26 protein-coding genes and 1 other annotated feature are annotated in these 26,178 nt (G+C 45.4%); of the genes, 11 read left to right on the plus strand and 15 right to left on the minus strand.

Annotated elements, in window-relative coordinates:
- Positions 1 to 64: 64 nt before the first annotated feature.
- Positions 65 to 1,012: a tRNA dihydrouridine(16) synthase DusC gene (dusC, locus tag AACS00_RS06135; protein ID WP_110166821.1), complete on the minus strand. Its 948-nt coding sequence runs from the start codon at positions 1,010 to 1,012 to the stop codon at positions 65 to 67.
- Positions 1,013 to 1,192: 180 nt separating this feature from the next.
- Between dusC and AACS00_RS06140 the strand changes: the two genes are divergently transcribed.
- From AACS00_RS06140 to serS, 4 genes are all read left to right on the plus strand, one after another.
- Positions 1,193 to 1,813 carry an SEC-C metal-binding domain-containing protein gene (locus AACS00_RS06140; RefSeq protein WP_110166822.1) on the plus strand — a complete coding sequence of 207 codons (621 nt, stop codon included), beginning with the start codon at positions 1,193 to 1,195 and terminating at the stop codon, positions 1,811 to 1,813.
- A 170-nt stretch (positions 1,814 to 1,983) separates the two neighbouring features.
- Positions 1,984 to 2,577, plus strand: a complete 594-nt coding sequence (lolA, locus tag AACS00_RS06145) for an outer membrane lipoprotein chaperone LolA (protein WP_110166823.1) — start codon at positions 1,984 to 1,986, stop codon at positions 2,575 to 2,577.
- 21 nt (positions 2,578 to 2,598) lie between these two features.
- Positions 2,599 to 3,948, plus strand: coding sequence for a replication-associated recombination protein A (locus AACS00_RS06150; protein WP_110166824.1), 1,350 nt, complete (start codon positions 2,599 to 2,601; stop codon positions 3,946 to 3,948).
- 101 nt (positions 3,949 to 4,049) lie between these two features.
- Positions 4,050 to 5,357, plus strand: coding sequence for a serine--tRNA ligase (gene serS / locus AACS00_RS06155; RefSeq protein WP_110166825.1), 1,308 nt, complete (start codon positions 4,050 to 4,052; stop codon positions 5,355 to 5,357).
- A 99-nt stretch (positions 5,358 to 5,456) separates the two neighbouring features.
- On the opposite strand, the gene bioA is transcribed toward serS, so the two are convergent.
- The gene (bioA, locus tag AACS00_RS06160) at positions 5,457 to 6,740 is read right to left on the minus strand and encodes an adenosylmethionine--8-amino-7-oxononanoate transaminase (RefSeq protein ID WP_110166826.1); all 1,284 of its coding nucleotides are present in this window, start codon (positions 6,738 to 6,740) and stop codon (positions 5,457 to 5,459) included.
- A 267-nt stretch (positions 6,741 to 7,007) separates the two neighbouring features.
- On the opposite strand from bioA, the gene bioB reads away from it, so the two are divergent.
- From bioB to bioD, 4 genes are read left to right on the plus strand one after another with little or no spacing between them, the layout of a single operon-like run.
- Entirely contained in the window at positions 7,008 to 8,060 is a 1,053-nt protein-coding gene (bioB, locus tag AACS00_RS06165; RefSeq protein WP_072669288.1) for a biotin synthase BioB, read from the plus strand.
- Complete coding sequence (gene bioF, locus AACS00_RS06170; RefSeq protein WP_072669287.1) at positions 8,047 to 9,204, plus strand: 8-amino-7-oxononanoate synthase; 1,158 nt, start codon at positions 8,047 to 8,049, stop codon at positions 9,202 to 9,204. The genes bioB and bioF overlap by 14 nt, the downstream gene beginning before the upstream one ends.
- Entirely contained in the window at positions 9,201 to 10,007 is an 807-nt protein-coding gene (gene bioC, locus AACS00_RS06175; RefSeq protein WP_072669286.1) for a malonyl-ACP O-methyltransferase BioC, read from the plus strand. The genes bioF and bioC overlap by 4 nt, the downstream gene beginning before the upstream one ends.
- Positions 10,004 to 10,708 carry a dethiobiotin synthase gene (gene bioD / locus AACS00_RS06180; RefSeq protein ID WP_110166827.1) on the plus strand — a complete coding sequence of 235 codons (705 nt, stop codon included), beginning with the start codon at positions 10,004 to 10,006 and terminating at the stop codon, positions 10,706 to 10,708. Before bioC ends, bioD begins: the two co-directional genes overlap by 4 nt.
- A gap of 91 nt (positions 10,709 to 10,799) precedes the next feature.
- On the opposite strand, the gene AACS00_RS06185 is transcribed toward bioD, so the two are convergent.
- From AACS00_RS06185 to AACS00_RS06240, 12 genes are all read right to left on the minus strand, one after another.
- Positions 10,800 to 11,189, minus strand: a complete 390-nt coding sequence (locus AACS00_RS06185) for a GspS/AspS pilotin family protein (protein ID WP_110166828.1) — start codon at positions 11,187 to 11,189, stop codon at positions 10,800 to 10,802.
- A gap of 2 nt (positions 11,190 to 11,191) precedes the next feature.
- Positions 11,192 to 11,488, minus strand: a complete 297-nt coding sequence (locus AACS00_RS06190; RefSeq protein ID WP_110166829.1) for a YciI family protein — start codon at positions 11,486 to 11,488, stop codon at positions 11,192 to 11,194.
- Between the two features lie 149 nt (positions 11,489 to 11,637).
- Positions 11,638 to 12,042 carry an acyl-CoA thioester hydrolase YciA gene (yciA, locus tag AACS00_RS06195; protein ID WP_072669282.1) on the minus strand — a complete coding sequence of 135 codons (405 nt, stop codon included), beginning with the start codon at positions 12,040 to 12,042 and terminating at the stop codon, positions 11,638 to 11,640.
- Positions 12,043 to 12,162: 120 nt separating this feature from the next.
- Positions 12,163 to 12,705 carry a septation protein A gene (locus tag AACS00_RS06200; protein ID WP_110166830.1) on the minus strand — a complete coding sequence of 181 codons (543 nt, stop codon included), beginning with the start codon at positions 12,703 to 12,705 and terminating at the stop codon, positions 12,163 to 12,165.
- A 186-nt stretch (positions 12,706 to 12,891) separates the two neighbouring features.
- Positions 12,892 to 14,091 (minus strand): Na+/H+ antiporter NhaA, encoded by a 1,200-nt coding sequence (nhaA, locus tag AACS00_RS06205; RefSeq protein ID WP_072669280.1) that lies wholly within the window; start codon positions 14,089 to 14,091, stop codon positions 12,892 to 12,894.
- A 373-nt stretch (positions 14,092 to 14,464) separates the two neighbouring features.
- Positions 14,465 to 15,277 carry a tryptophan synthase subunit alpha gene (gene trpA, locus AACS00_RS06210; RefSeq protein ID WP_110166831.1) on the minus strand — a complete coding sequence of 271 codons (813 nt, stop codon included), beginning with the start codon at positions 15,275 to 15,277 and terminating at the stop codon, positions 14,465 to 14,467.
- Positions 15,277 to 16,467 carry a tryptophan synthase subunit beta gene (gene trpB, locus AACS00_RS06215; protein WP_110166832.1) on the minus strand — a complete coding sequence of 397 codons (1,191 nt, stop codon included), beginning with the start codon at positions 16,465 to 16,467 and terminating at the stop codon, positions 15,277 to 15,279. The genes trpA and trpB overlap by 1 nt, the downstream gene beginning before the upstream one ends.
- Before the next feature lie 112 nt (positions 16,468 to 16,579).
- The gene (trpCF, locus tag AACS00_RS06220; protein WP_110166833.1) at positions 16,580 to 17,989 is read right to left on the minus strand and encodes a bifunctional indole-3-glycerol-phosphate synthase TrpC/phosphoribosylanthranilate isomerase TrpF; all 1,410 of its coding nucleotides are present in this window, start codon (positions 17,987 to 17,989) and stop codon (positions 16,580 to 16,582) included.
- 5 nt (positions 17,990 to 17,994) lie between these two features.
- Positions 17,995 to 18,993, minus strand: a complete 999-nt coding sequence (trpD, locus tag AACS00_RS06225) for an anthranilate phosphoribosyltransferase (protein ID WP_110166834.1) — start codon at positions 18,991 to 18,993, stop codon at positions 17,995 to 17,997.
- Positions 18,994 to 19,046: 53 nt separating this feature from the next.
- A complete protein-coding gene (locus tag AACS00_RS06230) occupies positions 19,047 to 19,628 on the minus strand; it encodes an aminodeoxychorismate/anthranilate synthase component II (RefSeq protein ID WP_110166835.1) in 582 nt (193 codons plus the stop codon).
- A 4-nt stretch (positions 19,629 to 19,632) separates the two neighbouring features.
- Positions 19,633 to 21,201 carry an anthranilate synthase component 1 gene (locus tag AACS00_RS06235; protein WP_110166836.1) on the minus strand — a complete coding sequence of 523 codons (1,569 nt, stop codon included), beginning with the start codon at positions 21,199 to 21,201 and terminating at the stop codon, positions 19,633 to 19,635.
- Positions 21,202 to 21,318: 117 nt separating this feature from the next.
- Positions 21,319 to 21,419 (minus strand) — a sequence feature (Trp leader region).
- A complete protein-coding gene (locus AACS00_RS06240; protein ID WP_110166837.1) occupies positions 21,366 to 21,476 on the minus strand; it encodes a Trp operon leader peptide in 111 nt (36 codons plus the stop codon). Its footprint overlaps the feature before it by 54 nt.
- 88 nt (positions 21,477 to 21,564) lie before the next feature.
- Here AACS00_RS06240 and rnm point away from each other — a divergent pair, with 88 nt between their 5' ends.
- The 3 genes from rnm to rluB all read left to right on the plus strand — a co-directional run bounded on the left by rnm (position 21,565) and on the right by rluB (position 24,219).
- Positions 21,565 to 22,437 (plus strand): RNase RNM, encoded by an 873-nt coding sequence (gene rnm, locus AACS00_RS06245; protein WP_110166838.1) that lies wholly within the window; start codon positions 21,565 to 21,567, stop codon positions 22,435 to 22,437.
- A gap of 2 nt (positions 22,438 to 22,439) precedes the next feature.
- Complete coding sequence (locus AACS00_RS06250; protein ID WP_072669272.1) at positions 22,440 to 23,060, plus strand: L-threonylcarbamoyladenylate synthase; 621 nt, start codon at positions 22,440 to 22,442, stop codon at positions 23,058 to 23,060.
- A 118-nt stretch (positions 23,061 to 23,178) separates the two neighbouring features.
- Positions 23,179 to 24,219: a 23S rRNA pseudouridine(2605) synthase RluB gene (gene rluB, locus AACS00_RS06255; RefSeq protein WP_110166839.1), complete on the plus strand. Its 1,041-nt coding sequence runs from the start codon at positions 23,179 to 23,181 to the stop codon at positions 24,217 to 24,219.
- Positions 24,220 to 24,331: 112 nt separating this feature from the next.
- On the opposite strand, the gene AACS00_RS06260 is transcribed toward rluB, so the two are convergent.
- Positions 24,332 to 26,050 (minus strand): hypothetical protein, encoded by a 1,719-nt coding sequence (locus AACS00_RS06260; protein ID WP_110166840.1) that lies wholly within the window; start codon positions 26,048 to 26,050, stop codon positions 24,332 to 24,334.
- Between the last annotated feature and the right edge of the window lie 128 nt (positions 26,051 to 26,178).

The following is a 26,178-nucleotide window of genomic DNA, read 5'->3' on the forward strand; positions in this document are numbered from 1 at the left end:
CCATATACACGAATAACACCGCGCCGCTGATTGAGCCGCGCGGTGTTTTGTTTTGGGGAGCCGATTAGCGCAGTTGATCGCGATAGCGTTGAAAGTGGCTTACGATGGCGTTGACGTCAGTCAGCGTGCGTATCTCTCTAAATAGCTCTGACGCTTCTGGATACGCTTGACGTAAGTAGGAAAACCACTGTTTAACTCGGTTGGGGTAATAACGTCCCTTATCTCCGCGTACTTCATACGCTGAGTATGCTAATAATAAATCGACGACATCCGCCCAAACCATTGGTGGGTGGTTATATTTAACCATGTTGCCTAGATTCGGTATATTTAGCGCGCCGCGACAAACCATCAAAGAATCAACGCCTGTGGTATTCATGCAGGCTTGTGCATCTGCATGATTCCAAATCTCACCATTAGCGATGAGCGGGATAGTCGTTTTCTGGCGGATTTGCTCGATATAATCCCATTGAATTTCGCTGGCTTTGTAGCCACCCGCTTTGGTACGGGCATGCACGGTCAGCTCATCGGCCCCTGCCTGAGTTACCGCATCGACAATGTCAAAACAGTCATTAGGATCTTCCCATCCTAAGCGAATTTTGGCACTAACCGGAATGTGTTTGGGCACCGCGTCACGGCAGGCTTTAATCACTTGATAGATCAATTCAGGGTGTTGCAGCAGTGCAGCACCGCCTTTGCTTTTATTGACCATTTTCGCTGGACAACCAAAATTGAGATCAACGCCATAGGCGCCCAATTCAGCGGCGCGCACGGCATTTTCTGCCATCCATTGTGGCTCTTGGCCTAAAAGTTGGACTTTAATGGGGGTGCCGGATTGAGTGCGTGAAGCGTGTTTAAGCTCAGGACAAAGACGATAGAAGACATGATCCGGTAATAATAAATTGACTACGCGAACAAACTCCGTGACGCAGAAATCGTAATCATTGATTTCGGTGAGCATTTGACGCATCAAATGGTCCAGAACGCCCTCCATTGGGCCTAAAACAACACGCATAATAAAGATTGGTACCGCCAATAATAAAGACGCGAGATTGTAGTGGTTGACGGGCGATGAGTCATCCTCTTTTGTCCTCTTAATTGTCGATTGTAGCAAGTGATCCTCGGATCATGGCTGCAAATGACAACGGTTTACGTTTATACTGCGTTAATCTTTATTGACCAATACCGATAATTTATGAACTACCCACTGATAATGCTTCCTAAAACCTTCTGCTCAGTATCTCCTTTGTTTATCGAGGGCGTTATATTAGCGGCGAATTTTGCTACTCAGCCACTAGACCCTAAGCAGTGGTTAAGTGAGTTGTTTCCAGACCATGTTGATGAGCTGGAACCTTTGATTACCGCCCAGATCAATGCACAATATCAGCAGTTAAAAGCGAATCAATATGCGTTGTTGAACCTTTTATCGCAACACGCCAAGACTCGTGAACAAGGCTTAGCCGACTTTGCTCAAGGGTTTATGAATTTATGGCCGATGATTGAACCTCAATGGCAGACGATGAATCATTCCGATGGTGCATTACGTATGCTGCAAGCGCTATTGACGACCTTGATGTTAGCGATTGATGAAGCGGGGACTCACCAGCAGATGCAAGCAGCGGGTTATCAATCATTGCCCACGTTAGCGCATATGATTGAACAAGTGGATTTAATGGTTCATGAGGTGGCGTTAGCTGCCGATGAAGTGATGCTTGGCGCTAAAGCACAAAACATCAATCCTTATAAACAAGTGGGACGTAATGATAGTTGTCCATGTTCGAGTGGTAAAAAATTCAAGCACTGCTGTGGTCAGTAGCCAGACGAGAACACACGGCTTTAGTCATACGTGCACTTAGGCTCGAACTTTTTCTACCGAATATTGACATATAAAGCAAAGAAAGCCGTTATACCTTATGGGTGAATAGATCGACACGGTTAATTATTCCGAGTTTATCTTTAGGTCAGGTTGTTAGGAGTAAAAATAAAATGAAAAAATGGATAGTCTTGCTGTTTTGTAGTTTTTCGGTGTTGGCAAGTCCCAAAGAGACGCTGAGTCAGCGCCTAGCTTTAACCGAAGGTTTTTCTGCCCAGTTTGATCAACAAGTGCTGAGTCCAGATGGGGAAACGGTTATGGAAGGTAAAGGCACCGTTGACGTGGCTCGTCCAGGATCGTTTCGCTGGGAAACCGTTGAACCGGATGAAAATATCTTGGTCTCCGATGGACAAACACTGTGGTATTACAGCCCATTTATCGAGCAGGTTTCAATTTACAATCAGCAACAAGCCACCGAGCAGACACCATTTATACTACTCACTCGTAATCAAGCCAGTGATTGGAATGCGTACCAAGTGGAAGCGGAAGGTGATGTTTTTACCTTAACACCGATTACCTTTGAGTCTAATCAAGGACGCTTTCAGATCACGATTGATGCACAAGGTAAGGTGACCGGATTTACCGTCATCGAGCAAGATGGTCAGCAAAGTCGCTTCACGTTTCATGACGTCACTTTGAAAAAGCCACCGGTCAGCCGTTTTCAATTTGTTATCCCTGATGGGGTTGATGTTGATGACCAGCGCTAATCAGGGAATGAATGAGTAATCGTGAGTAATTACCGTTTAGATTTTTCAGGGGATGAAGATTTTCGTCCTCTAGCGGCACGTATGAGGCCGCAAACCATTGAGCAATATATTGGTCAACAACATATTCTTGGTCAAGACAAACCACTGCGCCGTGCGCTGCAGAGCGGGCATCTTCACTCGATGATTCTTTGGGGCCCGCCGGGAACTGGAAAAACGACTCTAGCTGAAGTTGCTGCCAATTATGCGCATGCCGAGGTCGAGCGTGTCTCCGCTGTCACCTCCGGTGTTAAAGAGATTCGCGTGGCTATCGATAGGGCGAGAGAAAATCAGCGCGCTGGTCGAAGAACGATTCTTTTTGTTGATGAAGTCCATCGTTTTAACAAATCGCAGCAAGATGCTTTTTTACCGCATATTGAAGATGGAACCGTGACCTTTATTGGCGCGACAACGGAAAACCCGTCGTTTGAGTTAAATAATGCCTTGTTATCTCGTGCACGGGTTTACAAACTTACCTCATTAAGTGTTGATGAGATTTTACAAACGCTACAGCAAGCCATTGATGACCCGCAAAGAGGCCTTGGCCTTCATCAGGCAGATTTTCATGATAACGTTTTACAACGGCTAGCCGAGCTGGTTAATGGCGATGCTCGAATGTCGCTCAATTATTTAGAACTGTTGTATGACATGGCAAGTCAAGATGCGCAAGGTCGTAAACAGATCACGCTCAGTTTATTGGCTGAAGTGGCGGGAGAAAAAGTTGCTCGTTTTGATAACAAGGGCTATGCTTGGTATGACTTCATCTCTGCAGTACATAAATCGATCCGTGGTTCAAACCCTGATGCAGCTCTCTATTGGATTGCACGAATGATCACTGCTGGTTGTGATCCGCTCTATATTGCCCGCCGTTTACTGGCGATTGCTTCTGAAGATGTAGGTAATGCCGATCCAAGAGCGATGCAAGTGGCTTTGGCTGCGTGGGATTGTTTTAATCGTGTAGGCCCCGCTGAAGGGGAAAGGGCGATTGCTCAAGCGGCGATTTATTTAGCTTGCGCTCCGAAAAGCAATGCGGTCTACACTGCTTGGAAACAAGCACTTAATGATGCCCGTAATTTACCGGAATACGAGGTGCCAGCACATTTGCGTAATGCACCGACGCATTTAATGAAAGATCTCGGGTATGGCGCTGAGTATCGATATGCCCATGATGAACCGGGAGCATTTGCGGCAGGTGAGCATTACTTACCACCAGAAATGATAGGTAAGCGTTATTATCAACCAACCAATCGTGGCTTAGAAACTAAGATTGCGGAAAAACTCCAGTATCTAGCCGATTTAGATGCAAAAAGCCCACAAAAGCGCTATGAAAAGTAGTGGCTTTTGGTTATCTTTGGCTGAGTAAATTCAATACGTGTGATGTTGTTCAAAAAAACAACGCCTACGTTTCTTCACAACATTAAAGCATAGGATTAGCAATGCTGGATTCTAAATTACTTCGCACAGAGCTGGATGAAACAGCTGCAAAATTAGCACGTCGAGGCTTTACGCTTGACGTTGAAACCATTCGCACCCTTGAAGAGCAACGTAAGTCGATTCAAGTCGAAGTTGAAAATTTACAATCCACGCGTAACTCCATCTCCAAGCAAATTGGCCAGCTAATGTCGCAAGGCGATAAAGCAGGCGCGGAAGCCATCAAACAGCAAATTGGTACTCTCGGTGAGGATCTCGACAATAAGAAAGTTGAGTTAGATAAAATCCAAGCTGAATTAGAAGCGATTACGCAAATTGTACCGAATATTCCTGATAGTTCTGTACCAGATGGTAAAGATGAAGACGACAACGTGGAAGTGTCTCGTTGGGGAACACCGAGAGAGTATGATTTTGAAGTCAAAGATCATGTGGATCTGGGCGAAATGGGCGGTGGTCTTGATTTTGCCAGTGCTACCAAAATTACCGGCGCTCGTTTTGTGATCATGAAAGGTCAGTTTGCTCGTTTGCATCGTGCGATTGCCCAATTTATGCTTGATTTGCATACAGAACAACATGGCTATACTGAGCTATACGTTCCTTACTTAGTCAACCAAGAGACGTTGTTTGGTACAGGACAACTGCCTAAATTTGGTAAAGATTTGTTCCACACCGAGCCATTGACAGAGAAAGCCAGTGATGAGGAGCCACGTCGTTTTTCTTTGATCCCAACGGCAGAAGTACCGGTGACTAACTTAGTTCGCGATGTGATTTTGGATGAAGCTGAGCTGCCAATGAAAATGACCGCTCACACACCGTGTTTCCGTTCTGAAGCGGGATCTTACGGGCGCGATACCCGTGGTTTGATCCGTATGCACCAATTCGACAAAGTTGAGTTAGTACAAATCACTAAACCAGAAGATTCAATGGCGGCGTTGGAAGAGTTGACCGGCCATGCTGAGAAAGTGCTGCAATTATTAGAGCTGCCTTACCGCAAAGTGGTACTGTGCACAGGTGATATGGGCTTTGGTGCTTGTAAAACTTACGATTTAGAAGTTTGGGTTCCAGCACAAAAAACCTATCGTGAGATTTCATCATGCTCAAACATGTGGGATTTCCAAGCTCGTCGTATGCAAGCACGCTTTCGTCGTAAAGCAGAAAAGCGTCCTGAACTGGTACACACTCTGAATGGCTCTGGTCTAGCGGTTGGCCGTACTATGGTGGCGATTTTGGAAAACTACCAGCAAGCGGATGGCCGTATTGAAATCCCAGCGGTATTACAAAAATACATGGGCGGTTTAACCCACATCGGTTAATTCCTGCTGTATTGTTACCTGAAACCGACGCCCAACGCGTCGGTTTTTTGTTGGACGCGAAGTAATACGCTATCGCTTAAAACGAGTGTTCGATCAGTGCTAACTTAGTTGAAAACAGGCGTCATTTTGCACAGCCATCTCGATAGCATCTAATAAGCTATTAATATCTTTAGCGTTACTAATATAAGGTGGCATTAAATATATTAAGCGGCCAAAAGGGCGGATCCATACGCCAAGCTCGACAAACAACGCTTGAATTACGCTCATGTTAACAGGGTGGTGGGTTTCTATAACGCCAATAGCACCAAGCCAGCGTAAGTCTTTGACGTGCCGATAGGCGGTAAAACTGGGTAAACGCTCGGCAAATTGGTTTTCAATATTCGCCACTTGCGTTTGCCAATCTCCTTTGGCAATCAGTGCGAGACTCGCGGAAGCGACGGCACAAGCTAAAGGGTTACCCATAAACGTTGGCCCATGCATAAAGCATCCTGCTTCACTACTACAAACGGTGTCGGCGACTGCTTTGCTGGTTAATGTTGCCGCAAGCGTCATATAGCCACCAGTTAAGGCTTTACCAAGGCACAGTATATCTGGCTGTATGTTTGCATGCTGACAGGCAAACAATTTCCCTGTTCTTCCGAAACCGGTAGCAATTTCATCAACGATTAACAGCACATTATACTGATCACAAAGTCGGCGTACTTCACGCAGAAATTGCGGATGATAGATACGCATTCCGCCAGCCCCTTGAACGATAGGCTCTAGGATCACTGCGGCAATCTGTTGATGATGGAGCGCAATCTTGCTGCGAAAATCGTCGATATCAGACTCTTGCCAACGATCATAAAAACCAGTCTTTGGTGAATCAGCGAAAATGTGCTCAGGTAAAAAGCCTTTATATAGGTTATGCATTGAGTTATCAGGATCAGTCACTGACATCGCGGCGAAGGTATCACCATGATAGCCATGACGTAGGGTAAGAAACTTCGAGCGTCGTTCACCTTTGGCGTGCCAGTACTGTAGCGCCATTTTTAGGCTGACTTCCACGGCCACTGAGCCGGAATCGGCGAGAAACACGTGCTGCAAATTATCAGGTGTTAATGCTAATAGCTGTTTACAGAGATCAATCGCTGGTTGATGAGTGAGGCCACCAAACATGACATGGGCAATTTTATCCACTTGCTGATGCACCGCTTGATTTAAAGCCGGATGATTATAACCATGAATGGCTGCCCACCAAGACGACATGCCATCAATCAATCCTTTACCATCTTCTAAGTAGAGTGTAACGCCTTGGGCATGAGTGACAGGATAACAAGTTAGCGGGTTAATGGTTGATGTATAGGGATGCCAAATATGTTGGCGATCAAAGGCTAAATCCATGAAAAGTCCATATTTAAGTGAGAGCTTAAAGTCATCTGTTGTAAATATTATTATTAATCTTTGGTTTACAGTTTAACCTTGGTTAAACATTGGACCAAACATAAATGGTACGGAATAGGATAAGAATAAGAAAATAGGCCATCAATAATGGTCTATTTGCACTCTATTGTAAACCTGTGGTCGATTTGTATGTTGACAGTCAGTGTCGCTTCAGTAGACTACAGCGCATAAATGTCACCAAGCAAGGCACATTGCTAAGGATTACACGTGGAAGTTCGTCACAATTGGACAAGGGCGGAAGTTACTGCGCTGCTTGATCAACCATTTATGGATTTGTTATTTACTGCGCAGCAAGTTCATCGTCAGTTTCATCCGCATAACCATGTTCAGGTCAGTACCTTATTGTCGATCAAAACTGGGGCTTGTCCGGAAGATTGCAAATATTGTCCACAAAGTGCTCATTATCGGACTGATGTTGATAAAGAGCGACTTATGGAAGTAGAGCGTGTTTTAGACGCGGCGGAAAAAGCCAAGCAATCAGGATCAACTCGTTTTTGTATGGGAGCAGCCTGGAAAAACCCCAAAGCGCGTGATATGCCATTACTCAAGGCGATGATTGCTGGTGTCAAAGAAAAAGGGCTGGAAACCTGCATGACGTTAGGCATGCTCAGCGCTGAACAAGCGCAAGAGTTAGCGCAAGCAGGATTAGATTATTACAACCATAACCTGGATACCTCTCCTGAATTTTACGGCAACATTATCACCACCCGTACTTATCAAGACCGACTAGACACCTTATCGCATGTTCGTGACTCTGGTATGAAGATTTGTTCTGGTGGCATTATCGGTATGGGAGAAAGTGTTCATGACCGTGCTGGTCTATTAGTTGAGCTGGCTAATCTACCGACTCAGCCTGAAAGTGTGCCGATCAATATGCTGGTTAAAGTGCAAGGAACGCCACTCGCCAGTGCTGAAGAAGTGGAACCATTTGATTTCATTCGTTTGATTGCCGTTGCACGGATCATGATGCCGAAATCTGCGGTGCGTTTATCCGCAGGGAGAGAGAAGATGAATGAACAGATGCAGGCACTCTGTTTTATGGCTGGTGCCAACTCAATCTTCTATGGTTGCAAATTATTAACTACACCAAACCCTGCTGAAGACAGTGATCTGCAACTGTTTAATAAGTTAGGTATTAACCGTCAACAAGCGATTCAAAAACCGGATCAAGTGACAGAAAACGCTCTGCTCGATCAAGTGATTGAACGTGTTGCATCAAGACCAAGTCATACGGATCTATTTTACGATGCTAGCCTTTGAGCAACGGATTGATCGTGCGCTCAATGAGCGAAACCAACAAGGCTTAACCCGCCAATTGTCTGCAGTACAAACCACAGATTCAGCGCAATTAGTTCACGCTGGGCGAAAGTATGATCATTTTGCAAGTAATGATTATTTAGGATTAGCGAGTGACCCATCATTAGTCGCAGCGTGGCAACAAGGCTTAGCTCGTTATGGTGCTGGCAGTGGTGCGTCGCCATTAGTGACAGGTTTTTCACCTGCTCATCAGCGTCTTGAAGCCATGCTTTGTGAGTGGCTAGGCTATGCGAGGGCGGTTTTGTTTAGCTCTGGTTTTAGTGCCAATCAAGCCCTGCTGTTCACCTTACTAGAGGAGGGCGATCTGCTATTACAAGATAAGCTTAATCATGCCTCGTTAATTGAAGCTGGCTTACTTTCTGCTGCTCAATTACGCCGTTTTCGGCATAACGATATTGCACATCTTAGTCAACTGTTGAGCACCTATTCATCAAACCGCAGTTTGGTGGTCACTGAAGGTGTATTTAGTATGGATGGTGATATGGCTCCCTTATCAGCAATCCAGCAGCATATTGATCAACGAGCATGGCTTATGGTGGATGATGCACATGGGATTGGCGTTTTGGGCGAGCAAGGCCGAGGAAGCTGCGCACAAGCCGGAATTCAACCCGACATTTTGGTCGTCACCTTTGGTAAAGCGCTTGGCTTATCGGGAGCGGCAATCTTATGCAGTGAGGCGTTGGGCGATTATCTAACCCAGTTTGCTCGTCATCATGTTTACTCTACGGCGATGCCGCCAGCACAAGCTTATGCGCTTTGTCACTCGATTCAGATGGTGCAGCAACAAAAGTGGCGACGAGAGAAGCTACAAGAGCTTTCTGCTATTTATGATCAGAAGCTTGCTGATGTCGCTGGGTTTGTTGCCACGGCAACGCCAATCAAACCATTGATACTCGGAACTAACCAACTTGCTATCACGGTCGCCGATCGTCTGCGTGAACATGGAATTTGGCTCAGTGCGATTCGCTCTCCTACTGTCCCTGCGAATAAGGCGCGATTGCGCATTACTTTAACGGCGAATCATAGTGCCCAACAAGTCACAAAGCTGGCTGACGCTTTAATGATGGCGATGGAGGGGCAATTATGAACCTCGCGGTTGGGGTAGAGCACACTGAGCAAGGGGCAACGAAAAAAGCCATTGCTCAAGCCTTCAGCAAAGCGGCATCTCGTTACGATCAATATGCGGCTTTTCAACGTGATGTTGGGCAACGGTTATTGGACACTTTGCCCAAACAACTGGTTGATTGGCAGGTGCTGGATTTGGGATGTGGTACGGGTTATTTCGCTCAGCAACTGCGATCACGGGGGGCGACTGTCGTCTGTGCGGATCTTTCATCAGCAATGTTGTATCAGGCTAAACAGCGTTGTGGGCATTATCGAATGCACTATGTACAGCTTGATGCAGAGGCGCTCCCCTTTAAAGCTGCTCACTTTGATCTGGTGTTTTCGAGTTTAGCCTTGCAGTGGTGTGAGGATTTAGTCGTTCCGCTGCAAGAAATTCATCGCATTCTCAAACCTCAAGGACAAGCAAGATTTTCCACTTTATTGTTTGGATCATTAACCGAGTTAGAACAAGCGTGGCAGAAGGTTGATGTACATCAACACGTTAAACGCTTTGCGGATGTGAATAAGATAAACCTTGCGTTAGCGCAATCTGACTTTACGCGATATCACTTAGACTTACCGACAATAACCGTGTGGTATGAGAGCGCTTATCAATTAATGCGCGATCTAAAAGGCATTGGGGCAACCCATATCCATGGCCGATCTCAAGGGCTAACGAGTCGCCACACGCTTGCTCAGGTAGAACAAGCCTATCAGCAGTTTGCTGGTAAGCAAGGGCTTTTACCTGCAACGTATCAAGTTTGTTTAGGGGTATTACAGCGATGATTAACGCAATATTTATTGCCGGTACGGATACCGATGTGGGTAAGACCGTGGCCTCAAAAGCAATTTTGCAAGCATTGGCCGCTCGTGGTTTGTCTACCATAGGCTATAAACCAGTGGCGGCTGGATGCGAACAGACAGAAGAAGGAATGCGTAACGGCGATGCCTTACATTTGTTGCAAGCAGCAACAGTAAAAATGCCGTATGAAGATATTAATCCCTATCCGTTAGCTTTACCTGCCTCGCCTCATATTGCCGCCAAGCATGAGCAAGTAACCATAGATACTACTCTATTGAGCGAAAAGTTAGTCAAGTTACAATCTCATGCTGATGTCGTACTCGTGGAGGGGGCTGGCGGCTGGCGGGTTCCTATATCGGATAAGGACAGTTTGTCTAGCTGGGTGCAGACAGAGCAATTAGCGGTGATTTTAGTCGTTGGTATCAAACTGGGTTGTTTAAGTCACGCTTTATTAACTGCTGAAAGTATTCGCGCAGATGGATTAAAGATAGTTGGCTGGGTGGCGAATCGAGTCAATCCTGGAACCGAGCACTATGCAGATATTATTCAATTACTAGAGCATCGGATTGATGCCCCGAAATTAGGCGAAATCCCCTACATGCCAAGCATTAAATGCCGAGATTTGGGTAAATATATTGATTTATCCCCGTTATTTATTGAGCAGCAAGAAGCGCTGACGTGTTAAGGGAAACAAGGTCTACCTGAATAGTGAGACCTTGTTTATTTGAGTTTACCTACGAATGGATACCTATCGATAGGAAATTCGAATTTGGCTTTTATTGGCAGCCACTTTTTGTCATCGATTGGTCAACCATGGTTTGTCCTCGCGGATTACGAACCAGAAAGCGATAACTGATCCCCACATCAAGATTGGCACGAATATCAGGTGTTGAACAAAACCGTTGTAAACTGGATTGCATCACTTGATTAATCGGAGTCGCTCCTTGTTGATCGTTGTTATAAATCATCATCATTTCAATCATGGTGCCTTTAGCACTGGCACGCATGATAGTGAGAGGGCCTTGTTCAATCGGGAGTTCGGCGTTTAATACGCTGGCGCGATTAGCAGCAAGCAATTCTAGGTGTTTTTGTTGATCAGCGGTTGAACTACAACCAGCCAACAGTAGCATTGTTAGTCCTACACAGGACAATATGGATTTATTCATAATTAAAACACTTTTTTGAAGGGTTTGACGATCACCTGAGCATAAACGCCCGCCGCAACGTAAGGGTCGCTTTCGGCCCATTGCTGGGCGGCTTGTAGAGATTCAAATTCAGCAATCACTGTTGAGCCAGTGAATCCCGCTTCTCCGGGGTTTTCTGCATCGATGGCAGGCATCGGGCCTGCAGTAAGTAGCCGACCTTCATCGCGTAATTCCTGTAAACGGGCTAAATGAGCAGGGCGAGCACTGAGACGCAATGCAAGAGAATTAGGCACATCTTGAGCAAAAATCACGTACCACATATTAATATCCTTGTTCGTGTGTAAAAGTAGATTATCCATCTACTCATCACTTTCGTTTGGGTCAGTATAGATTGATGTTAATGTACTGAAAGTAAACCAATTTGAAAATGCCCGTTAAGGATTAATATCATTAATCCTTAGTTATGTGATCACGCGCCTCTATGTTTTATTACTCGAGGCCGACCATCTGCATCAATCGCGACATAATTAAACGTGGCTTCACAAACTTGAAAGCGATCAAGTACCCCATCTTCTTTGATAGGTTTTACCCACACTTCAAGATTAATTGACATCGAGGTTCGGCCAATTTTAGTACATTCACCATAACAGCACACCACATCACCAACTTTAACCGGTTTTTTAAAAGTAATACTCGATACAGAGACGGTGACAATACGTCCGCTGGAAATTTCTTTAGCGAGAATACCACCCGCAAGATCGAGCTGTGACATAATCCAGCCACCAAAGATATCACCATTAGCATTAGTATCGGCGGGCATGGCTAGGGTTCTTAATAATAGCTGGCCTTTAGGAGAGTGTGCATCCTGATTCATTTTCGACATCCACAATAAACAAAACAGCGACCAAAACGGTCGCTGAAAAAAGAGATCAGATTATACCCTTAAAAAAGGATCAAGCTCAAAAGCGTTAACCTATGACGTTCGACCGTGATACTACTCAGCATCATTGTGTTCTTTAGGCAGGTGCTTATAGATATAAAAACCAGTGAGTAAAGTATAGGCAAACGTTGCGACAAGTAAGCCAAATACCTTGAAGTTAACCCAGACTTCTAACGAAAGTTGAAAGGCGATGTAAGTGTTGAGGAGGGCGCAAACAATGAAGAACATTACCCATGCCCAAGTGATTTTGGCCCAAATATCATTCGGTAGTGAAATTTCTTTGCCAAGCATACCTTTAATCGCTGATTTACCCAGTTTATGGCTGATAGCAAGTCCGATAGCAAACACCAGATAGACAATAGTCACCTTCCATTTTATAAAGTTATCATTATGTAAGAAGATGGTCATGCCGCCAAAAATAGCCACAAGAGCAAAAGTGATCAGCTGAATTTTTTCGACTTTTTTGACTAAAAAATAAGTGAGCAGCACTTGCAGTGCGGTTGCGGCGATCAGCGCGCCAGTGGCGATATAGATATCGTAAAGCTTAAATAGTACGAAGAAAATAATCAGCGGAATAAAGTCGAGCAGTTGTTTCATTATCAGATGAGGCCCAAAAGGAGACGATGGCGACAGTCTAGCGAAATAATCACTAAAGCAAAACAGATAATCTCTCGCCGTGGTGTTGGCTTACCCCAATCACATCGTTTATTTATATGATTGGGGGTTCACTCAGTTAGCGCCTAATTATCATTCCAAGTGGTTTGAGTATAGAAGTAACCATGATTATTTAATTCGGCTTTGTTGCAACTCACTTACTCTGGCTTGGCTAGTGACAATGTGTGGCGTTGATACTGGAAGCGCCTTGATTAACATAGAAAACCCCAAGATGGCTGAAGCGGTTGAGCCCATCAAAATACCGATTTTGGCGTAATCGACCATCGCACTTTGTTCTGCGGTAAACGCGAGAGTGGAAATGAAAATAGACATAGTAAAACCAATCCCACACAGTACCGCTACCGATAGAATCATGCGTAGGTTGACAGTAGGGGGCAGTTGAGCGACTCCAAGCTTAATCGCTAACCAACTGAACAAGAAGACACCGATAGGTTTTCCGACAAATAATCCTAGCGCAATGCCGAGCGGTAAGTGTGCGTTACTACTGACGATATTAATCGATGAAAACGTGACACCAGAGTTGGCAAAGGCAAACAGCGGTAAGATTAAAAATGCGACATAAGGGTTCAATAAATGCTCAACCCGTTTCGCCGGGCTCTTTCCTGCTCGACAAGTCAGGGGAATCAAGAAACCAGCGATAACACCAGCGAGTGTGGCGTGAATGCCTGAGTGGTAAACGGTAAACCAAAGCACAAGGAATAAAACAAAATACAGCGCGAGAGAGGAAAATTGCTTCTTGCCACAAAAGAATAAAAACAAACTGATAGTGAGGACGAACAGCAGCATCATGCCTGAAGGCTCACTGTTATAGAATAAAGCAATAATAAAAATCACCCCTAAGTCATCAATAATGGCCAAAGCCAACAGGAAGACTTTCAATTCAACTGGCACTCGTTTACCGAGTAAGCTTAGAATTGCCAAAGCAAAAGCAATATCTGTCGCAGCTGGAGCTGCCCAACCATTGATGGCAATCGGATCTTGATAATTAAAAAACAAGAAGATAGCGATAGGGAATAGCATGCCACCTAAAGCGGCCATTGCTGGTAACATGGCTTTTGAGCGACTATTTAATGATCCCTCAATCAACTCACGTTTTACTTCTAAGCCAATCATTAAAAAGAATAAAGCCATTAAGCCATCATTGATCCAATGACTGACGCTGATCCCAAAAACATAAAAGTTTAAAAATTGTTGATAAGAGTGTTGTAGTGGTGAGTTAGCGATGGCAAGTGCGGTGATAGCGGCAAGCAGGAGTAAGATACCACTGGCAGGATCACTGGTGAGAAAATATTTAATCCTTTTATACATTGTCATTCTTCCATTGTTATTTTTTTAGTATTGCTATAGCCGATAGTTTCAATCTAGTCGTTTAATGAAACGTTAAGTCTTCTATCAACATTGGTCTTGGGCATTGTCAGAGTAAAAACTCAACATCTGAGCCTATGATAGTTGACTGTGAAAATATTCGTCTCGTTTATATCGATTAAATCTTGTTTAACAATCGGGATTTCCGAATTGGAACGTAAATTGAAGGATGAAAAGTGAATACTTGGAGTCAGTTCACATTTGTCGCCAGAAGAGGAAATGAGAGAAAAATAGACTGGGTTTGTAGATAAAAGGAAGCGAAAAAATAGGCGACCATAAGGCCGCCTCAGTGAAACGCTAAGTGCTTAGCGGATAATTAGTTATCGCGTAGAGTGGCGTTTTTCATTGCCGAAATAAAAGTTTTCAGTTCGTCCAGCATCACTTCGGGCTCGGCAAGATGTTGCTCGATAATTTTTACTACCGCCGAGCCAGAAATCGCCCCAGCAGCGCCAGCCTCAATGGCCTGTTTCACTTGATCTGGCTCAGAAATACCAAAACCAAGTAGCGCTGGAGGCGCTGAAAATTGGTTAAGGCGCTCTAATAACGCGTGGACCGGCATATTGGCTTTGGTTTCCGTGCCGGTTACTCCAGAGCGAGATAACAGGTAGGTATAGCCGCTACCGAGCTCTGCAACGGACTGCAAGGTCTCATCACTGGCGGTGGGTGGCGCAATAAAAATCGGATGAATGGCGTATTTTTTCGCCGCGGCGACAAACTCAGCACTTTCATTGGTGGGGACATCAGCAATCAGGACTGAATCAACACCGGCCTGTTGGCAGCGTTGATAGAAATTGTCAATACCACGAGCGTAAACGAGGTTCGCATACATCAATAAACCAATAGGTAAATCAGGATACTGTGCTCGAATGGTGCTAATCAGCTCAAAGCATTGATCGGGGGTGGTGCCGGATGCTAACGCGCGAATATTCGCACCTTGAATAGTGGGCCCATCAGCCAAGGGATCTGAAAATGGCATACCCAGCTCTAATGCATCGGCTCCTGCTTCGATTAGGGTTTGCATAATGCGCAGAGACTGCTGTGGCTCAGGGTCGCCAATGGTGACAAACGGAACAAAAGCGCCTTGATTGTGCGCAGCCAAACGTTGGAATAAATGTTGATAACGATCCATTATAGTGCGCCTCGCTCTTCTAATAATTGATGGACGGTGAAAATATCTTTATCACCACGACCAGATAAATTGACCACCAGTAACTGCTCTTTATATGGATCGGCATACGCCATTTTGATCGCATAAGCGAGCGCGTGTGAGGATTCCAAAGCCGCGATGATGCCTTCGTTACGCGCAATGGATTGAAACGCTTCTAACGCCTCATCATCGGTAATGCTTTCATATTCGGCGCGGCCAATGGCATTCAGGTGCGCATGCTGCGGGCCAACGGATGGAAAGTCTAATCCAGCAGAAATCGAATAGGATTCTTCGACTTGGCCATAAGAGTCTTGCATTAATGGCGCTTTCATCCCAAAAAAGATCCCCGTTTTACCGTGTTTGAGTGGCGCGCCGTGTTGATGGGTATCAATGCCTTTCCCTGCTGGCTCGATACCAATCAAACGCACGTTAGCTTCATCAATAAAATCGGCAAACATACCAATGGCGTTTGAGCCGCCGCCGATACAGGCTAATACTGCATCAGGTAAGCGTCCTTCACGAGCCAAAATTTGCAGCTTAGTTTCTTCACCAATGATGCGTTGAAATTCACGGACTATGGTCGGGAAAGGGTGCGGGCCTGCCGCAGTACCGAGTAAGTAGTGGGTGGTTTCATAAGTGGCAGACCAGTCACGTAGCGCCTCATTACAGGCATCTTTTAAGGTTGCTGAACCAGAATGAACGGGGATCACCTCGGCGCCCATGAGTTTCATGCGAAAGACATTGGGGCTTTGCCGCTCAACGTCTTTGGCTCCCATGTAAACCCGACACTTCAGTCCAAGCAGCGCGCAAGCGAGCGCGGTGGCTACTCCGTGTTGGCCGGCGCCGGTTTCGGCGATAATTTCATGTTTGCCCATCCGTTTTGCCAGCAAGGCTTGACCAAGAACTTGGTTGGTCTTGTGCGCGCCGCCGTGCAATAAATCTTCTCGTTTTAGGTATAGCTTGGTTTTGGTACCTTTAGTGAGATTACGAGTGAGGGTCAGCGCCGTTGGGCGACCGGCATATTCTTGCAACAAGGACATAAATTCAGCGCGAAAGTCAGGGTCTTCCTGCGCATCAATAAAGGCTTGTTCTAACTGATCTAGGGCTGGGACTAAAATCTGTGGTACATATTGACCACCGTATTCGCCAAAATAGGCATTAAGTTTTGCCATGAGTGATATCCTTTATCTTGTTATTGGTTGCGCATGATTCTCTTACCGGTAGCACTTTACCACGGCTATAATGGCGGGTGGTTTGGGCTATTAGTCATGCTCAAGCTGTTGATTAATAATGCCTAATGGCAGAAAATGCTACATTCAGTTTATGTTGATCTTTTTTACCCGGTTGGCTTTCTACCCCTGAATTCAGATCTAACCCTAAACAGCCAAGGCTTGCCGCTTGTTGCGCGTTGTCTGGGCCAATTCCTCCCGCGAGCATTACGTTATTGACCTCATCGAGCAGTTGCCAGTTAAAAGCCTGTCCTGTTCCACCTGATTGAGCACCGACTTGGCTATCAAACAGATGACGATCAATATGCTGTTGCAGAGTTGTTGGTTTGCTATCACTGACGCCATAGGCTTTCCAGATCTCAATCTCATTGGCTAATTGCATTCTTAATTGGTCAACGTAAGCTTGATCTTCATCGCCATGCAACTGTACCGCTTTGAGTGATAATTGCTGCGCAATATCGACCACCTCTTGCAGCGGGTGATTTTGAAATACCCCTACGTAATGCAGAGGTGCGCCGCTCATGACGAGCCGAGCCTGTTCGATAGTGATATAACGTGGCGACTTAGCGACAAAAATTAACCCGCCAAAGACCGCGCCAGCTTGATAGGCTTTGGCGGCATCATCGGCATGGGTTAAGCCACAGACTTTATTTTCACCGAGGATGATTTTGCGCGTCGCCAGTTCAAGATTTTGTTCGGCCATCAGTGAGCTGCCGATTAAAAAGCCACTGGCATAATGGGCGAGATCACGCACTTGTTGATGGTGATAGATCCCCGATTCTGAAATGATGATGGCCCCTTTGGGTAATAAAGGCGCTAACTGTTTAGTGCGATTGAGATCGGTGGAGAGATCGCGCAAGTTACGATTATTAATGCCGATCACTTTAGCTTCTAGGTTGATGGCACGCGTTAGTTCAGCGTGATCACTGACTTCGGTTAATACGCCCATGCCCAGTTGGTGAGCAATCCTAGCTAACTGCTGATACTGCTGATCATCAAGTACCGATAACATCAATAAAATCGCATCAGCGCCATAATGACGAGCCAAATACACTTGATAAGGGTCAACCATAAAATCTTTACACAGGATTGGCTGACTCACTTGCCCCCGGATGCGCGGGATAAACTCGACATTGCCTTGGAAATATTTTTCATCGGTTAAGACGGAAATCACATCCGCGTATTGATGATAAACCGAGGCAATATAATCCAAATCAAAATCTTCGCGAATCAACCCTTTCGAAGGCGAGGCTTTTTTACATTCTAAAATAAAGCGCGTCTTATCTGGGCTGAGGGCGTCATAAAATGAGCGATCGGCTGGTGTCAGCAAGGCTTGAAAACTCGCCAGCGGTTGTTTGATTTTGCGCTGTTCCACCCAGAGGTACTTATCTTGCACGATTTTAGCTAATACTTCGGCCATCTGAGTATCTTGGATTGAAATATGTTCAGAGAGTTGCTCAGACATAGAATTTAACCTCTTTGTGCTAATTGTTGAACCAGTTGAAACGCTTTACCCGAGTTCATCACGTCGATGGCTAACTGGGCGTTCGCTTTGAGATCGTCACGATCAAACAGGCGTAGTAGCAGTGCGACATTCACCGCAACCGCCGCCAGTTGAGCATCGCTACCTTTCCCTGTTAAAAGATGAGTAATAATGGCGCGATTTTCTGCCGGCTCACCCCCTTGAATAGCTGAGAGAGGGTATGAATCGAGGCCAAAATCTTCAGGGGTCAAGGTATATTGAATAATCTCACCATGGCGAATTTCTGCAACTAAAGTTTCACCATGAATAGCGACCTCATCCAGACCGCTGCCATGTACTACGGCAGCACGTTGCAGCCCCATTTGTAACATGGTTTGCGCGATGGGTAGCACGAGCTCAGGGCTGTAAACGCCCATCAGTTGGATCGATGGCCGAGCCGGATTAATCAAAGGCCCTAAGATATTGAAAATGGTGCGTGTTTTCAGAGTTTGACGCACGGGCATCGCATGGCGAACCCCTTTGTGATATTGAGGTGCAAATAAAAAAGCCACGCCTAACTCATCCATGGCTTGACGAGTTTGCTCAGCGCTCATCGCAAGGTTGATACCAAACGAGTCTAACAGATCAGAAGAGCCCGATTTACTGGAAACGCCTCGATTACCGTGCTTGGCGACTTTCACGCCGCAGGCAGCGGCGATAAAAGCGGCAGTGGTGGAAATATTAAAAGTATTCGCACCATCACCACCAGTACCGACGATATCGGCAAAGTCATAGTCTGGACGTGGGAACGGTTCAGCGTTAGCAAGCAAAGCTTGCGCCGCGCCAGCGATTTCATCCGGTGTTTCGCCTTTCATTTTTAAAGCGGTTAAGACTGCTGCCATTAAAATGGGGTCAAGTTCACCACGAATGATGAGGTCAAATAACTGCTGACTTTCCAATTGTGAAAGTGACTGCTGGGCATACAGTTTATCGATGATGTGTTGCATAAAATATCCCTATCAATCTGTGTATAAAATTAGGCGGAGCATCGTGGTTGAACTTATTTGCTCAGCGCCCAATCAATGGCATTGGCAAGCAATGTAGCGCCATAGGTGGTCATGATGGACTCAGGATGAAACTGAAAACCACAAATTTTGTCTTGTTCATGGACAACAGACATCACCAAACCATCTACTTTTGCCGTAATAGTTAAACAGTCAGGGACTTGAGTTGCGACCAGTGAGTGATAACGGGCGATAGCCATCGGTGAGGGTAACTGGCCATAAATCGCGTGATGCTGATGTTCCATCATGGACACTTTGCCATGTACGATTTCACCGGCACCCGCAACGGTGCCGCCATAGGCTTCAATAATCGCTTGATGGCCAAGGCAAATGCCAATGATCGGCACTTTACCTTTTAAGCGTTGTAATAGTTCTGGCATACAACCTGCGGCAGATGGCGCACCAGGTCCTGGTGATAATACCAGCAAAGGGGTATCCAGTTGCGTGATGGCGTGTTCAATGGTTTGCGCCGCAATGTGGTTACGATAAATGGTCACTTGATGACCTAAGGTACGAAACTGATCAACCAAATTGTAGGTAAATGAGTCAAAGTTATCGACAAACAAAATATTCGCCATAGGGTTACTCCTGATGCGCGGATTGAATCGCCGCTATCACGGCTTGAGCTTTACTACGTGTTTCATCGGCTTCAGATTGCGGATCAGAGTCATAAACAACGCCGGCTCCAGCTTGTACTTGTGCGATGCCATTTTCCACATACGCTGAACGGATGACGATGCAGGTGTCTAAATCACCCTCTCCGGTTAAATAACCCACCGCGCCGCCATAGCTGCCACGTCTGGTTTTTTCTACTTCACGGATAATTTGCATGGCACGGATTTTCGGTGCTCCCGTTAGCGTGCCCATATTCATACAAGCTTGGTAAGCGTGTAGGGCATCGAGATCACGACGCAACTGACCGACAACGCGAGAGACCAAATGCATCACATGGCTATAACGGTCAACTTTTAATAAATCAGCCACGTGACGGCTACCAGCTTCGGCAATGCGCGCCACATCATTTCTTGCCAGATCAACCAGCATCATGTGTTCAGCGTTCTCTTTGTTATCAGCGCGCAGTTCAAGTTCGATACGGCTATCTAAATCATGATCAAGGGATCCATCGGCGCGTTTACCGCGGCGGCGGGTGCCAGCGATCGGATAAATTTCTACTTGGTTAGTCTCTGTGGCGTATTTCAAGGCACTTTCTGGTGAAGCACCAAACAGAGTAAAGTCCGCATCCTGCATATAAAACATGTACGGACTCGGGTTGCTTTCTTTGAGCTTTTTATACGCGGCCAGTGGTGATGGGCAAGGCAATCGAAAGCGGCGAGAGGGAACCACTTGGAAGATATCACCTTGCACAACCAAGGTTTTCAAGTAATCCACTGTGTTGCAGAACTCCGCATCTGAAAGTGTGCTGGTGACATTGATCTCAGCAACGGTTTGCGCTGGCGGCAGCGGTGTTGATTCTGCGCTAAGCCTAGCAATGGTTTGTAAGCGAGTTGTTAAGCGTTGGCGCTGCTCTTGATGGGCGCTAAACAGCGTCGCTTGTAAGCGGCAGTGCTCAGTTTTATGATCAATCACCATTAAGGTTTCAGCGACATAAAACACATAATCTGGGCATTGATCGAGAGCTTCTGCGCTGCCTAAAGGCTCGAAGTTGGCCACTAAGTCATAAGCAAATAAGCCGCCGAGGAAAATTGCATATTTATCTTGTTCACTCAGATCAAAGCTGTGTTGCACCAAGCGCAAGGCATCAAATACACTGGCTTCTTGCAAGCGTGAATCTTCATCTAATTGATCACTGAGCGGAGCAAAGTTCAGAGTTAAGCTATTATTATGGTCTAACTGATGGCAAACGTTAGCAGCAAGGTTATTGCTGAGTAACTCGATCAGTTGTTTGCCGTTATCGGTTAAGGCGAGAAAGGTGACGCTATGACCTACGCAAGTAATGCGTACCGCGGCATCAATCAGCAACAAGCTTTTGACGTCTTGTTTTGACTCAATATCCGCGGATTCAAGTAATAAGCAGTCGGTTTTATTGGCACACAAGGCATGGAATAAACGCGTTGGATCTTGTGTGTAAGGCAAGGTGGTTTCAATAACCTCAAGTTTTCCTTGCTGTTTAACCTCAATGGCTTTGTTCATAAAGCCTCCTTGATGAATAGGTTTCTTCCTGCTTTGCATACTCGCATAATCCTGTATTTGACCCAATCGTCGTCTGTTGTATTGCTAGGGTATAGTGAAAGTCAGCGACCGGAGTCAATAAAAAAGCCCGCTCAGTATCGGCGGGCTTTGATTGTGTATTCGATTTAAAAGTACACCGTTGCCCACCAAGAACGTGTCCAAGTGCGCCACCAAGTGAGTTCAGCAGAAGCTGCACTAAAATTGTGATTATAGTTTTGGTTAAATTCTTGTAACATAGGAAGCCTTAATACGGTGCTTTTGTATTTGCGTACTAGTTAACTAGTTCGAGAGCGAAAAGTCAAGCCTAAATAACAGGCAATAGATATGAAAATAGATCTCCACAGTCATACCACGGCTTCAGATGGTCGATTTAGCCCTGAGCAATTGATTGACCGCGCGTTAGAATTTAATGTTGATGTATTGGCAATCACCGATCACGATACGATCGACGGTTTAGCTCCAGCCCGAGCTTATATTGACGCTGGGCAACATCCAATTACCTTAATCAACGGTATTGAGTTTTCTACCGTATGGCAAAATAAAGATATTCACATTGTTGGTTTAAATATTGATCCTGAGAATATGGTTCTGACTCAATTAATTGCTGAGCAAAAACAGCATCGCGTTGGACGGGCTGAATTAATCGCTGAGCGACTCGCCAAAGCGACTCGAGATGGTGTGCTCGATGAAGTTAAGCAAATTGCTGGTGATGCGCCGATTACACGTGCTCATTTTGCTAAATGGCTTGTCGATCAAGGCTATGTTAAATCCATGCAGCAGGTGTTTAAGAAATACTTAACCCGTAATAATCCCGGTTATGTACCACCGACTTGGTGCAGCATGAGTGAGGCTATTGCCGCGATTCACGCCGCTGGGGGGCAAGCGGTTTTAGCTCATCCTGGGCGATATGACTTGACGGCGAAATGGCTTAAGCGCTTAATTAGCGCATTTGTTGAAGCGGGAGGAGATGCTATGGAAGTCGCTCAGCCTCAGCAAGCGCCGCAAGAAAAGCGCACTCTTGGTGATTACGCCATCCATTTTAATTTACTCGCATCGCAAGGCAGTGATTTTCATTACCCCTCTCCGTGGATGGAGCTTGGTCGGAATCTTTGGTTGCCAGCGGGCGTAGCAGCGGTTTGGGAGTCGTGGCAACACCTGCCAAACCAGAGAGTCGTGAGACTCAGCGAAGAGGAATAATCATGAGTCAATTTTTTTATGTTCACCCTGAAAATCCACAAGCGCGTTTGATTAATCAAGCGGTCGCCATTATTCGTAGCGGTGGTGTTATTGTCTATCCCACCGATTCTGGTTATGCGTTGGGTTGTCAATTAGAAAACAAACAGGCCTTAGAGCGGATTTGTCAAATTCGCCGTTTAGATGATAAGCATAACTTCACGCTTTTGTGTCGTGATTTATCGGAGCTGTCGTTATACGCACGGGTAGATAACACAGCGTTTCGTTTGCTCAAAAATAATACGCCAGGGCCTTACACCTTTATTTTTAAAGGGACTAAAGAAGTGCCGCGTCGTTTAATGAATGTTAAACGCAAAACGATTGGCATTCGTGTACCCGATAATAAAATTGCTCTCGATTTATTAGAAGCTTTAGGTGAGCCTTTGATGTCCACTTCATTGATTTTGCCTGGTAAAGAAACAACCGAGTCTGACCCAGAAGAGATTCGCGATCGTTTAGAGCACGTCGTGGATGTGATTCTCAATGGTGGTTACTTAGGAGAGCAACCTACGACGGTGATTGATTTCAGTGAGGACGAAATGGTTGTTGCACGCTTAGGTGCGGGTGACCCAACCCCATTTCAATGATCGTATCAGTCACAAAACGAGTGCTTTTTATTGGATTATTTGCAATAATATTCGACCGCGATTTTAAGATCGCATATTGTCATTCGACGTCTGAGAAGACGACATCATAGGTAGATAAATGAGCGAAAAGTTACAAAAAGTTTTAGCACGTGCTGGTCATGGTTCTCGTCGAGAGCTTGAAGCTCTGATCCGAGCTGGACGTGTAAGTGTTAATGGCAAGGTAGCTATACTCGGTGAACGTCTAGAAGATGAAACCGCCGTAGTACGTATTGATGGGCATGCCGTTTCTGCTAAAGCACCAGAAGAAGTGATCTGTCGTGTGCTGGCTTACTATAAACCGGAAGGTGAGTTGTGTACTCGTCACGATCCGGAAGGCCGTCGTACCGTGTTTGATCGTTTGCCAAAAATTCGTGGCTCACGCTGGATTTCAGTTGGGCGTCTTGATGCCAATACCTCTGGTTTATTGCTGTTCACTACTGATGGTGAACTGGCTAACCGTTTGATGCACCCAAGTCGTCAGGTTGAACGTGAATACTTAGTGCGGGTTTTTGGTGAAATCAATGAAGAAAAAATTCGTAACTTAGTGCGCGGTGTGCAGCTTGAAGACGGCATGGCTCGTTTTGAAGATGTGATGTATGCTGGTGGTGAAGGGATGAACCATACCTTCTATGTGGTGATTAACGAGGGACGTAACCGTGAAGTGCGTCGTTTGTGGGAATCGCAAGGAACCACCGTCAGTCGTTTGAAACGCGTTCGTTATGGCGATATTTTCTTAGATAAGAAATTACCACGTGGCGGTTGGGCGGAGTTGGATCTTAAGCAAGTTAACTACTTACGTGATTTAGTAGAACTGCGTCCAGAAAAAGAAACCATGCTGGATGAATCGAAAGATAATACATCACGCAAACGTGAGCGTTCACGTAGCCAGAAGATCCGTCGAGCGGTGAAACGTCATGAAGAGCGAATCACGACCACTACCGCTAAACCGAAAAGCCGAGTAACTAACGGGACAACGACAGGTGGTTCGACAGGTAATGCACCTACACGTGGTCGTCGCAAGCCGGGTTCAAGTACCCGTAATAGCGTACAAGAGCAGAGTAGCCGTCAAGGTACTCGGGCGCCGAACGGTAAAGCGAAAGCGCCACGTCGCCAAGGTTAAGTCTACTTATTGTTATTCGGTCGCTGGCTTGATAATAAAAGTCGCCAATCCAGATACAGTTAAATATAAAAATCCCGAGCAATGCTCGGGATTTTTATAGTAATGAAGATGATTATTGTACAGGTTTGGCTGAGTATTGATGATAGTCAAGTACAATGCCGTTATCGTTAATGTCGATGATAAACTGAGTAACCGTGTTACTCGTTGCACCATGCATTAACTCTTCAGGAAGCTCTTCGTCACTGAATTCTGCGGCTAATCGCATTGCTTCCATAAAACGTGGCATATTAACATCAAACTGAAACAGTCCTTTAGACGTTAATGGTTGTTTTAAGATAGCTTCTGCGGAGGTTGCTGATTGGGCGCCAGAATACAGAGCAAGGTGTTTATCATTAAGACGAGCAAATAACGGTGTTTGTATACCCGTTTCAGCACTCACCAGTGTCGACAGATCCATTGGTTCACCATTGGCTTCAAGCGCCAAGTGTGCTAATTCGGGTACGAACATTTGAGCACTGAGTAAGAGGTTTTCAGGTTGATTTGCTGAAAGAGTGAAGAGAAAATCGAGTTTATCCAATTGTGGGCCAAAAGGATGTTCTGTATCTAAGGACAGATCATTCAGCGCAAAATGCATACCTTTTACACTGCCAAGCATACTTGCTCCTAGACTTAGCATTGCTGCTGGATTTTCATCGCCTAAACTCTGTTGAAAATCAGCCAAAAACTCACAAGAGTAGCTTGGTTGGCGTAGGTCATTCCAAATACTACCAACAGAAGTGGCTAATTTTGAAATATCTAAACCAAGGCCGATAGAAAAAATACGCTCTTGAGGATCGGTCACTTCAGGTAAAAAGCCACGTATTGCTTTGAGTGCATTAATGATCACTTGGTTATGGCTTTCAATGACCAATTTACCCTTGATCGCCGCTTGCCCATTATGCATGCTATATTCAGCAAGCCCGACAGTGCGTGGCCAGTTACGGCCAATGGCTGCTAGCTCTGTTTGACAATTGGGGTGGCGAAGCTCATCAAGAAATGGTTCAGAGGTTTGTTGTTGCAATGCCTCTAGTTGACGAGCAATACGGTTACTTCCTGGTTGAGTGAGGCCTTGGATAATCGCTTGATGATCTAAGTCGGCATAGTTGCTGTATTGTTTTCCATACTTAGTTTTTAGCTTACTAAAACGATCGCTTTGCGCAAAAGAGAGCTGAGGTTTTTCAATGCCCAACGCTAATTTAAGCGGATTTTCTTCACCTAACATGGGAATATCAAGCGTAAAGGTAGCGATTTTATTGTCGACCGCAATGATCAGACCAATATCTTCATCCCCTTCTTCAGTGAGTCGATAACGACGATAATTGACCTCACCTAACTGACCTGTTTGGTAGGTGGCTCCAGTTTCTTGTTCAACTTGTGAGATGGTTCGCCAAAACGTGTCACTGTTTTCGAGCTGAATTTTGTATACAGGAATTAAGCCTAAGGTATACATGATAGGCTGAATGCTATCTGGTGTGCCGAGGTAGTTTTTCAGTGTTTGTTTATCGACCGCACTTTGTAAATAACCATCAAGATAATCAATAATAAACGCTTGTTCTGCAGTGAACTCTCTATCATCAAAATAGTCGTATAAACTCTCTTGGGCATAACCGAAAGCATGTAAGTATTGATAATGATCGTACTCTTCGGTAGTGAAAGAGACAAAAGCCGATTCGGCTGGAATAAGTGTTAATAAAGGATCGAGATCAGTATTGGCTTTAGAATCAAGATGGTAAAAATAGCCACCCGCCGCTGCCGTGGCAGTAATTGCCGCGGCAAGAATCAGTTTTTTCACTGTCAACTCCGTTGTGTCCCTACGATGAATCGTCAATAAACCGAGATTAAAGAGGGCTTAGTTATGATTGAAATAAGTCGCCCTACGTTATGTAGGGCGAGAATAAAAACCATATAATATAGTAATAA

It is taken from the genome of Vibrio sp. 11986-1-5, assembly GCF_963878025.1.
Lineage (GTDB): Bacteria > Pseudomonadota > Gammaproteobacteria > Enterobacterales > Vibrionaceae > Vibrio > Vibrio injensis.

What these genes read in the sequence shown, in the direction of transcription:
- AACS00_RS06235 (WP_110166836.1), bottom strand. Translation starts at nt 21,201, where the DNA reads ATGAACAAAGCCATTGAGGTTAAACAGCAAGGAAAACTTGAGGTTATT.
- lolA (WP_110166823.1), top strand. Translation starts at nt 1,984, where the DNA reads ATGAAAAAATGGATAGTCTTGCTGTTTTGTAGTTTTTCGGTGTTGGCA.
- bioD (WP_110166827.1), top strand. Translation starts at nt 10,004, where the DNA reads ATGATTAACGCAATATTTATTGCCGGTACGGATACCGATGTGGGTAAG.
- serS (WP_110166825.1), top strand. Translation starts at nt 4,050, where the DNA reads ATGCTGGATTCTAAATTACTTCGCACAGAGCTGGATGAAACAGCTGCA.
- AACS00_RS06140 (WP_110166822.1), top strand. Translation starts at nt 1,193, where the DNA reads ATGAACTACCCACTGATAATGCTTCCTAAAACCTTCTGCTCAGTATCT.
- AACS00_RS06230 (WP_110166835.1), bottom strand. Translation starts at nt 19,628, where the DNA reads ATGGCGAATATTTTGTTTGTCGATAACTTTGACTCATTTACCTACAAT.
- dusC (WP_110166821.1), bottom strand. Translation starts at nt 1,012, where the DNA reads ATGCGTGTTGTTTTAGGCCCAATGGAGGGCGTTCTGGACCATTTGATG.
- trpD (WP_110166834.1), bottom strand. Translation starts at nt 18,993, where the DNA reads ATGCAACACATCATCGATAAACTGTATGCCCAGCAGTCACTTTCACAA.
- AACS00_RS06240 (WP_110166837.1), bottom strand. Translation starts at nt 21,476, where the DNA reads ATGTTACAAGAATTTAACCAAAACTATAATCACAATTTTAGTGCAGCT.
- yciA (WP_072669282.1), bottom strand. Translation starts at nt 12,042, where the DNA reads ATGAATCAGGATGCACACTCTCCTAAAGGCCAGCTATTATTAAGAACC.
- trpA (WP_110166831.1), bottom strand. Translation starts at nt 15,277, where the DNA reads ATGGATCGTTATCAACATTTATTCCAACGTTTGGCTGCGCACAATCAA.
- AACS00_RS06250 (WP_072669272.1), top strand. Translation starts at nt 22,440, where the DNA reads ATGAGTCAATTTTTTTATGTTCACCCTGAAAATCCACAAGCGCGTTTG.
- AACS00_RS06190 (WP_110166829.1), bottom strand. Translation starts at nt 11,488, where the DNA reads ATGTGGTACGTGATTTTTGCTCAAGATGTGCCTAATTCTCTTGCATTG.
- nhaA (WP_072669280.1), bottom strand. Translation starts at nt 14,091, where the DNA reads ATGTATAAAAGGATTAAATATTTTCTCACCAGTGATCCTGCCAGTGGT.
- bioC (WP_072669286.1), top strand. Translation starts at nt 9,201, where the DNA reads ATGAACCTCGCGGTTGGGGTAGAGCACACTGAGCAAGGGGCAACGAAA.
- AACS00_RS06185 (WP_110166828.1), bottom strand. Translation starts at nt 11,189, where the DNA reads ATGAATAAATCCATATTGTCCTGTGTAGGACTAACAATGCTACTGTTG.
- rnm (WP_110166838.1), top strand. Translation starts at nt 21,565, where the DNA reads ATGAAAATAGATCTCCACAGTCATACCACGGCTTCAGATGGTCGATTT.
- AACS00_RS06200 (WP_110166830.1), bottom strand. Translation starts at nt 12,705, where the DNA reads ATGAAACAACTGCTCGACTTTATTCCGCTGATTATTTTCTTCGTACTA.
- rluB (WP_110166839.1), top strand. Translation starts at nt 23,179, where the DNA reads ATGAGCGAAAAGTTACAAAAAGTTTTAGCACGTGCTGGTCATGGTTCT.
- trpB (WP_110166832.1), bottom strand. Translation starts at nt 16,467, where the DNA reads ATGGCAAAACTTAATGCCTATTTTGGCGAATACGGTGGTCAATATGTA.
- trpCF (WP_110166833.1), bottom strand. Translation starts at nt 17,989, where the DNA reads ATGTCTGAGCAACTCTCTGAACATATTTCAATCCAAGATACTCAGATG.
- bioF (WP_072669287.1), top strand. Translation starts at nt 8,047, where the DNA reads ATGCTAGCCTTTGAGCAACGGATTGATCGTGCGCTCAATGAGCGAAAC.
- bioA (WP_110166826.1), bottom strand. Translation starts at nt 6,740, where the DNA reads ATGGATTTAGCCTTTGATCGCCAACATATTTGGCATCCCTATACATCA.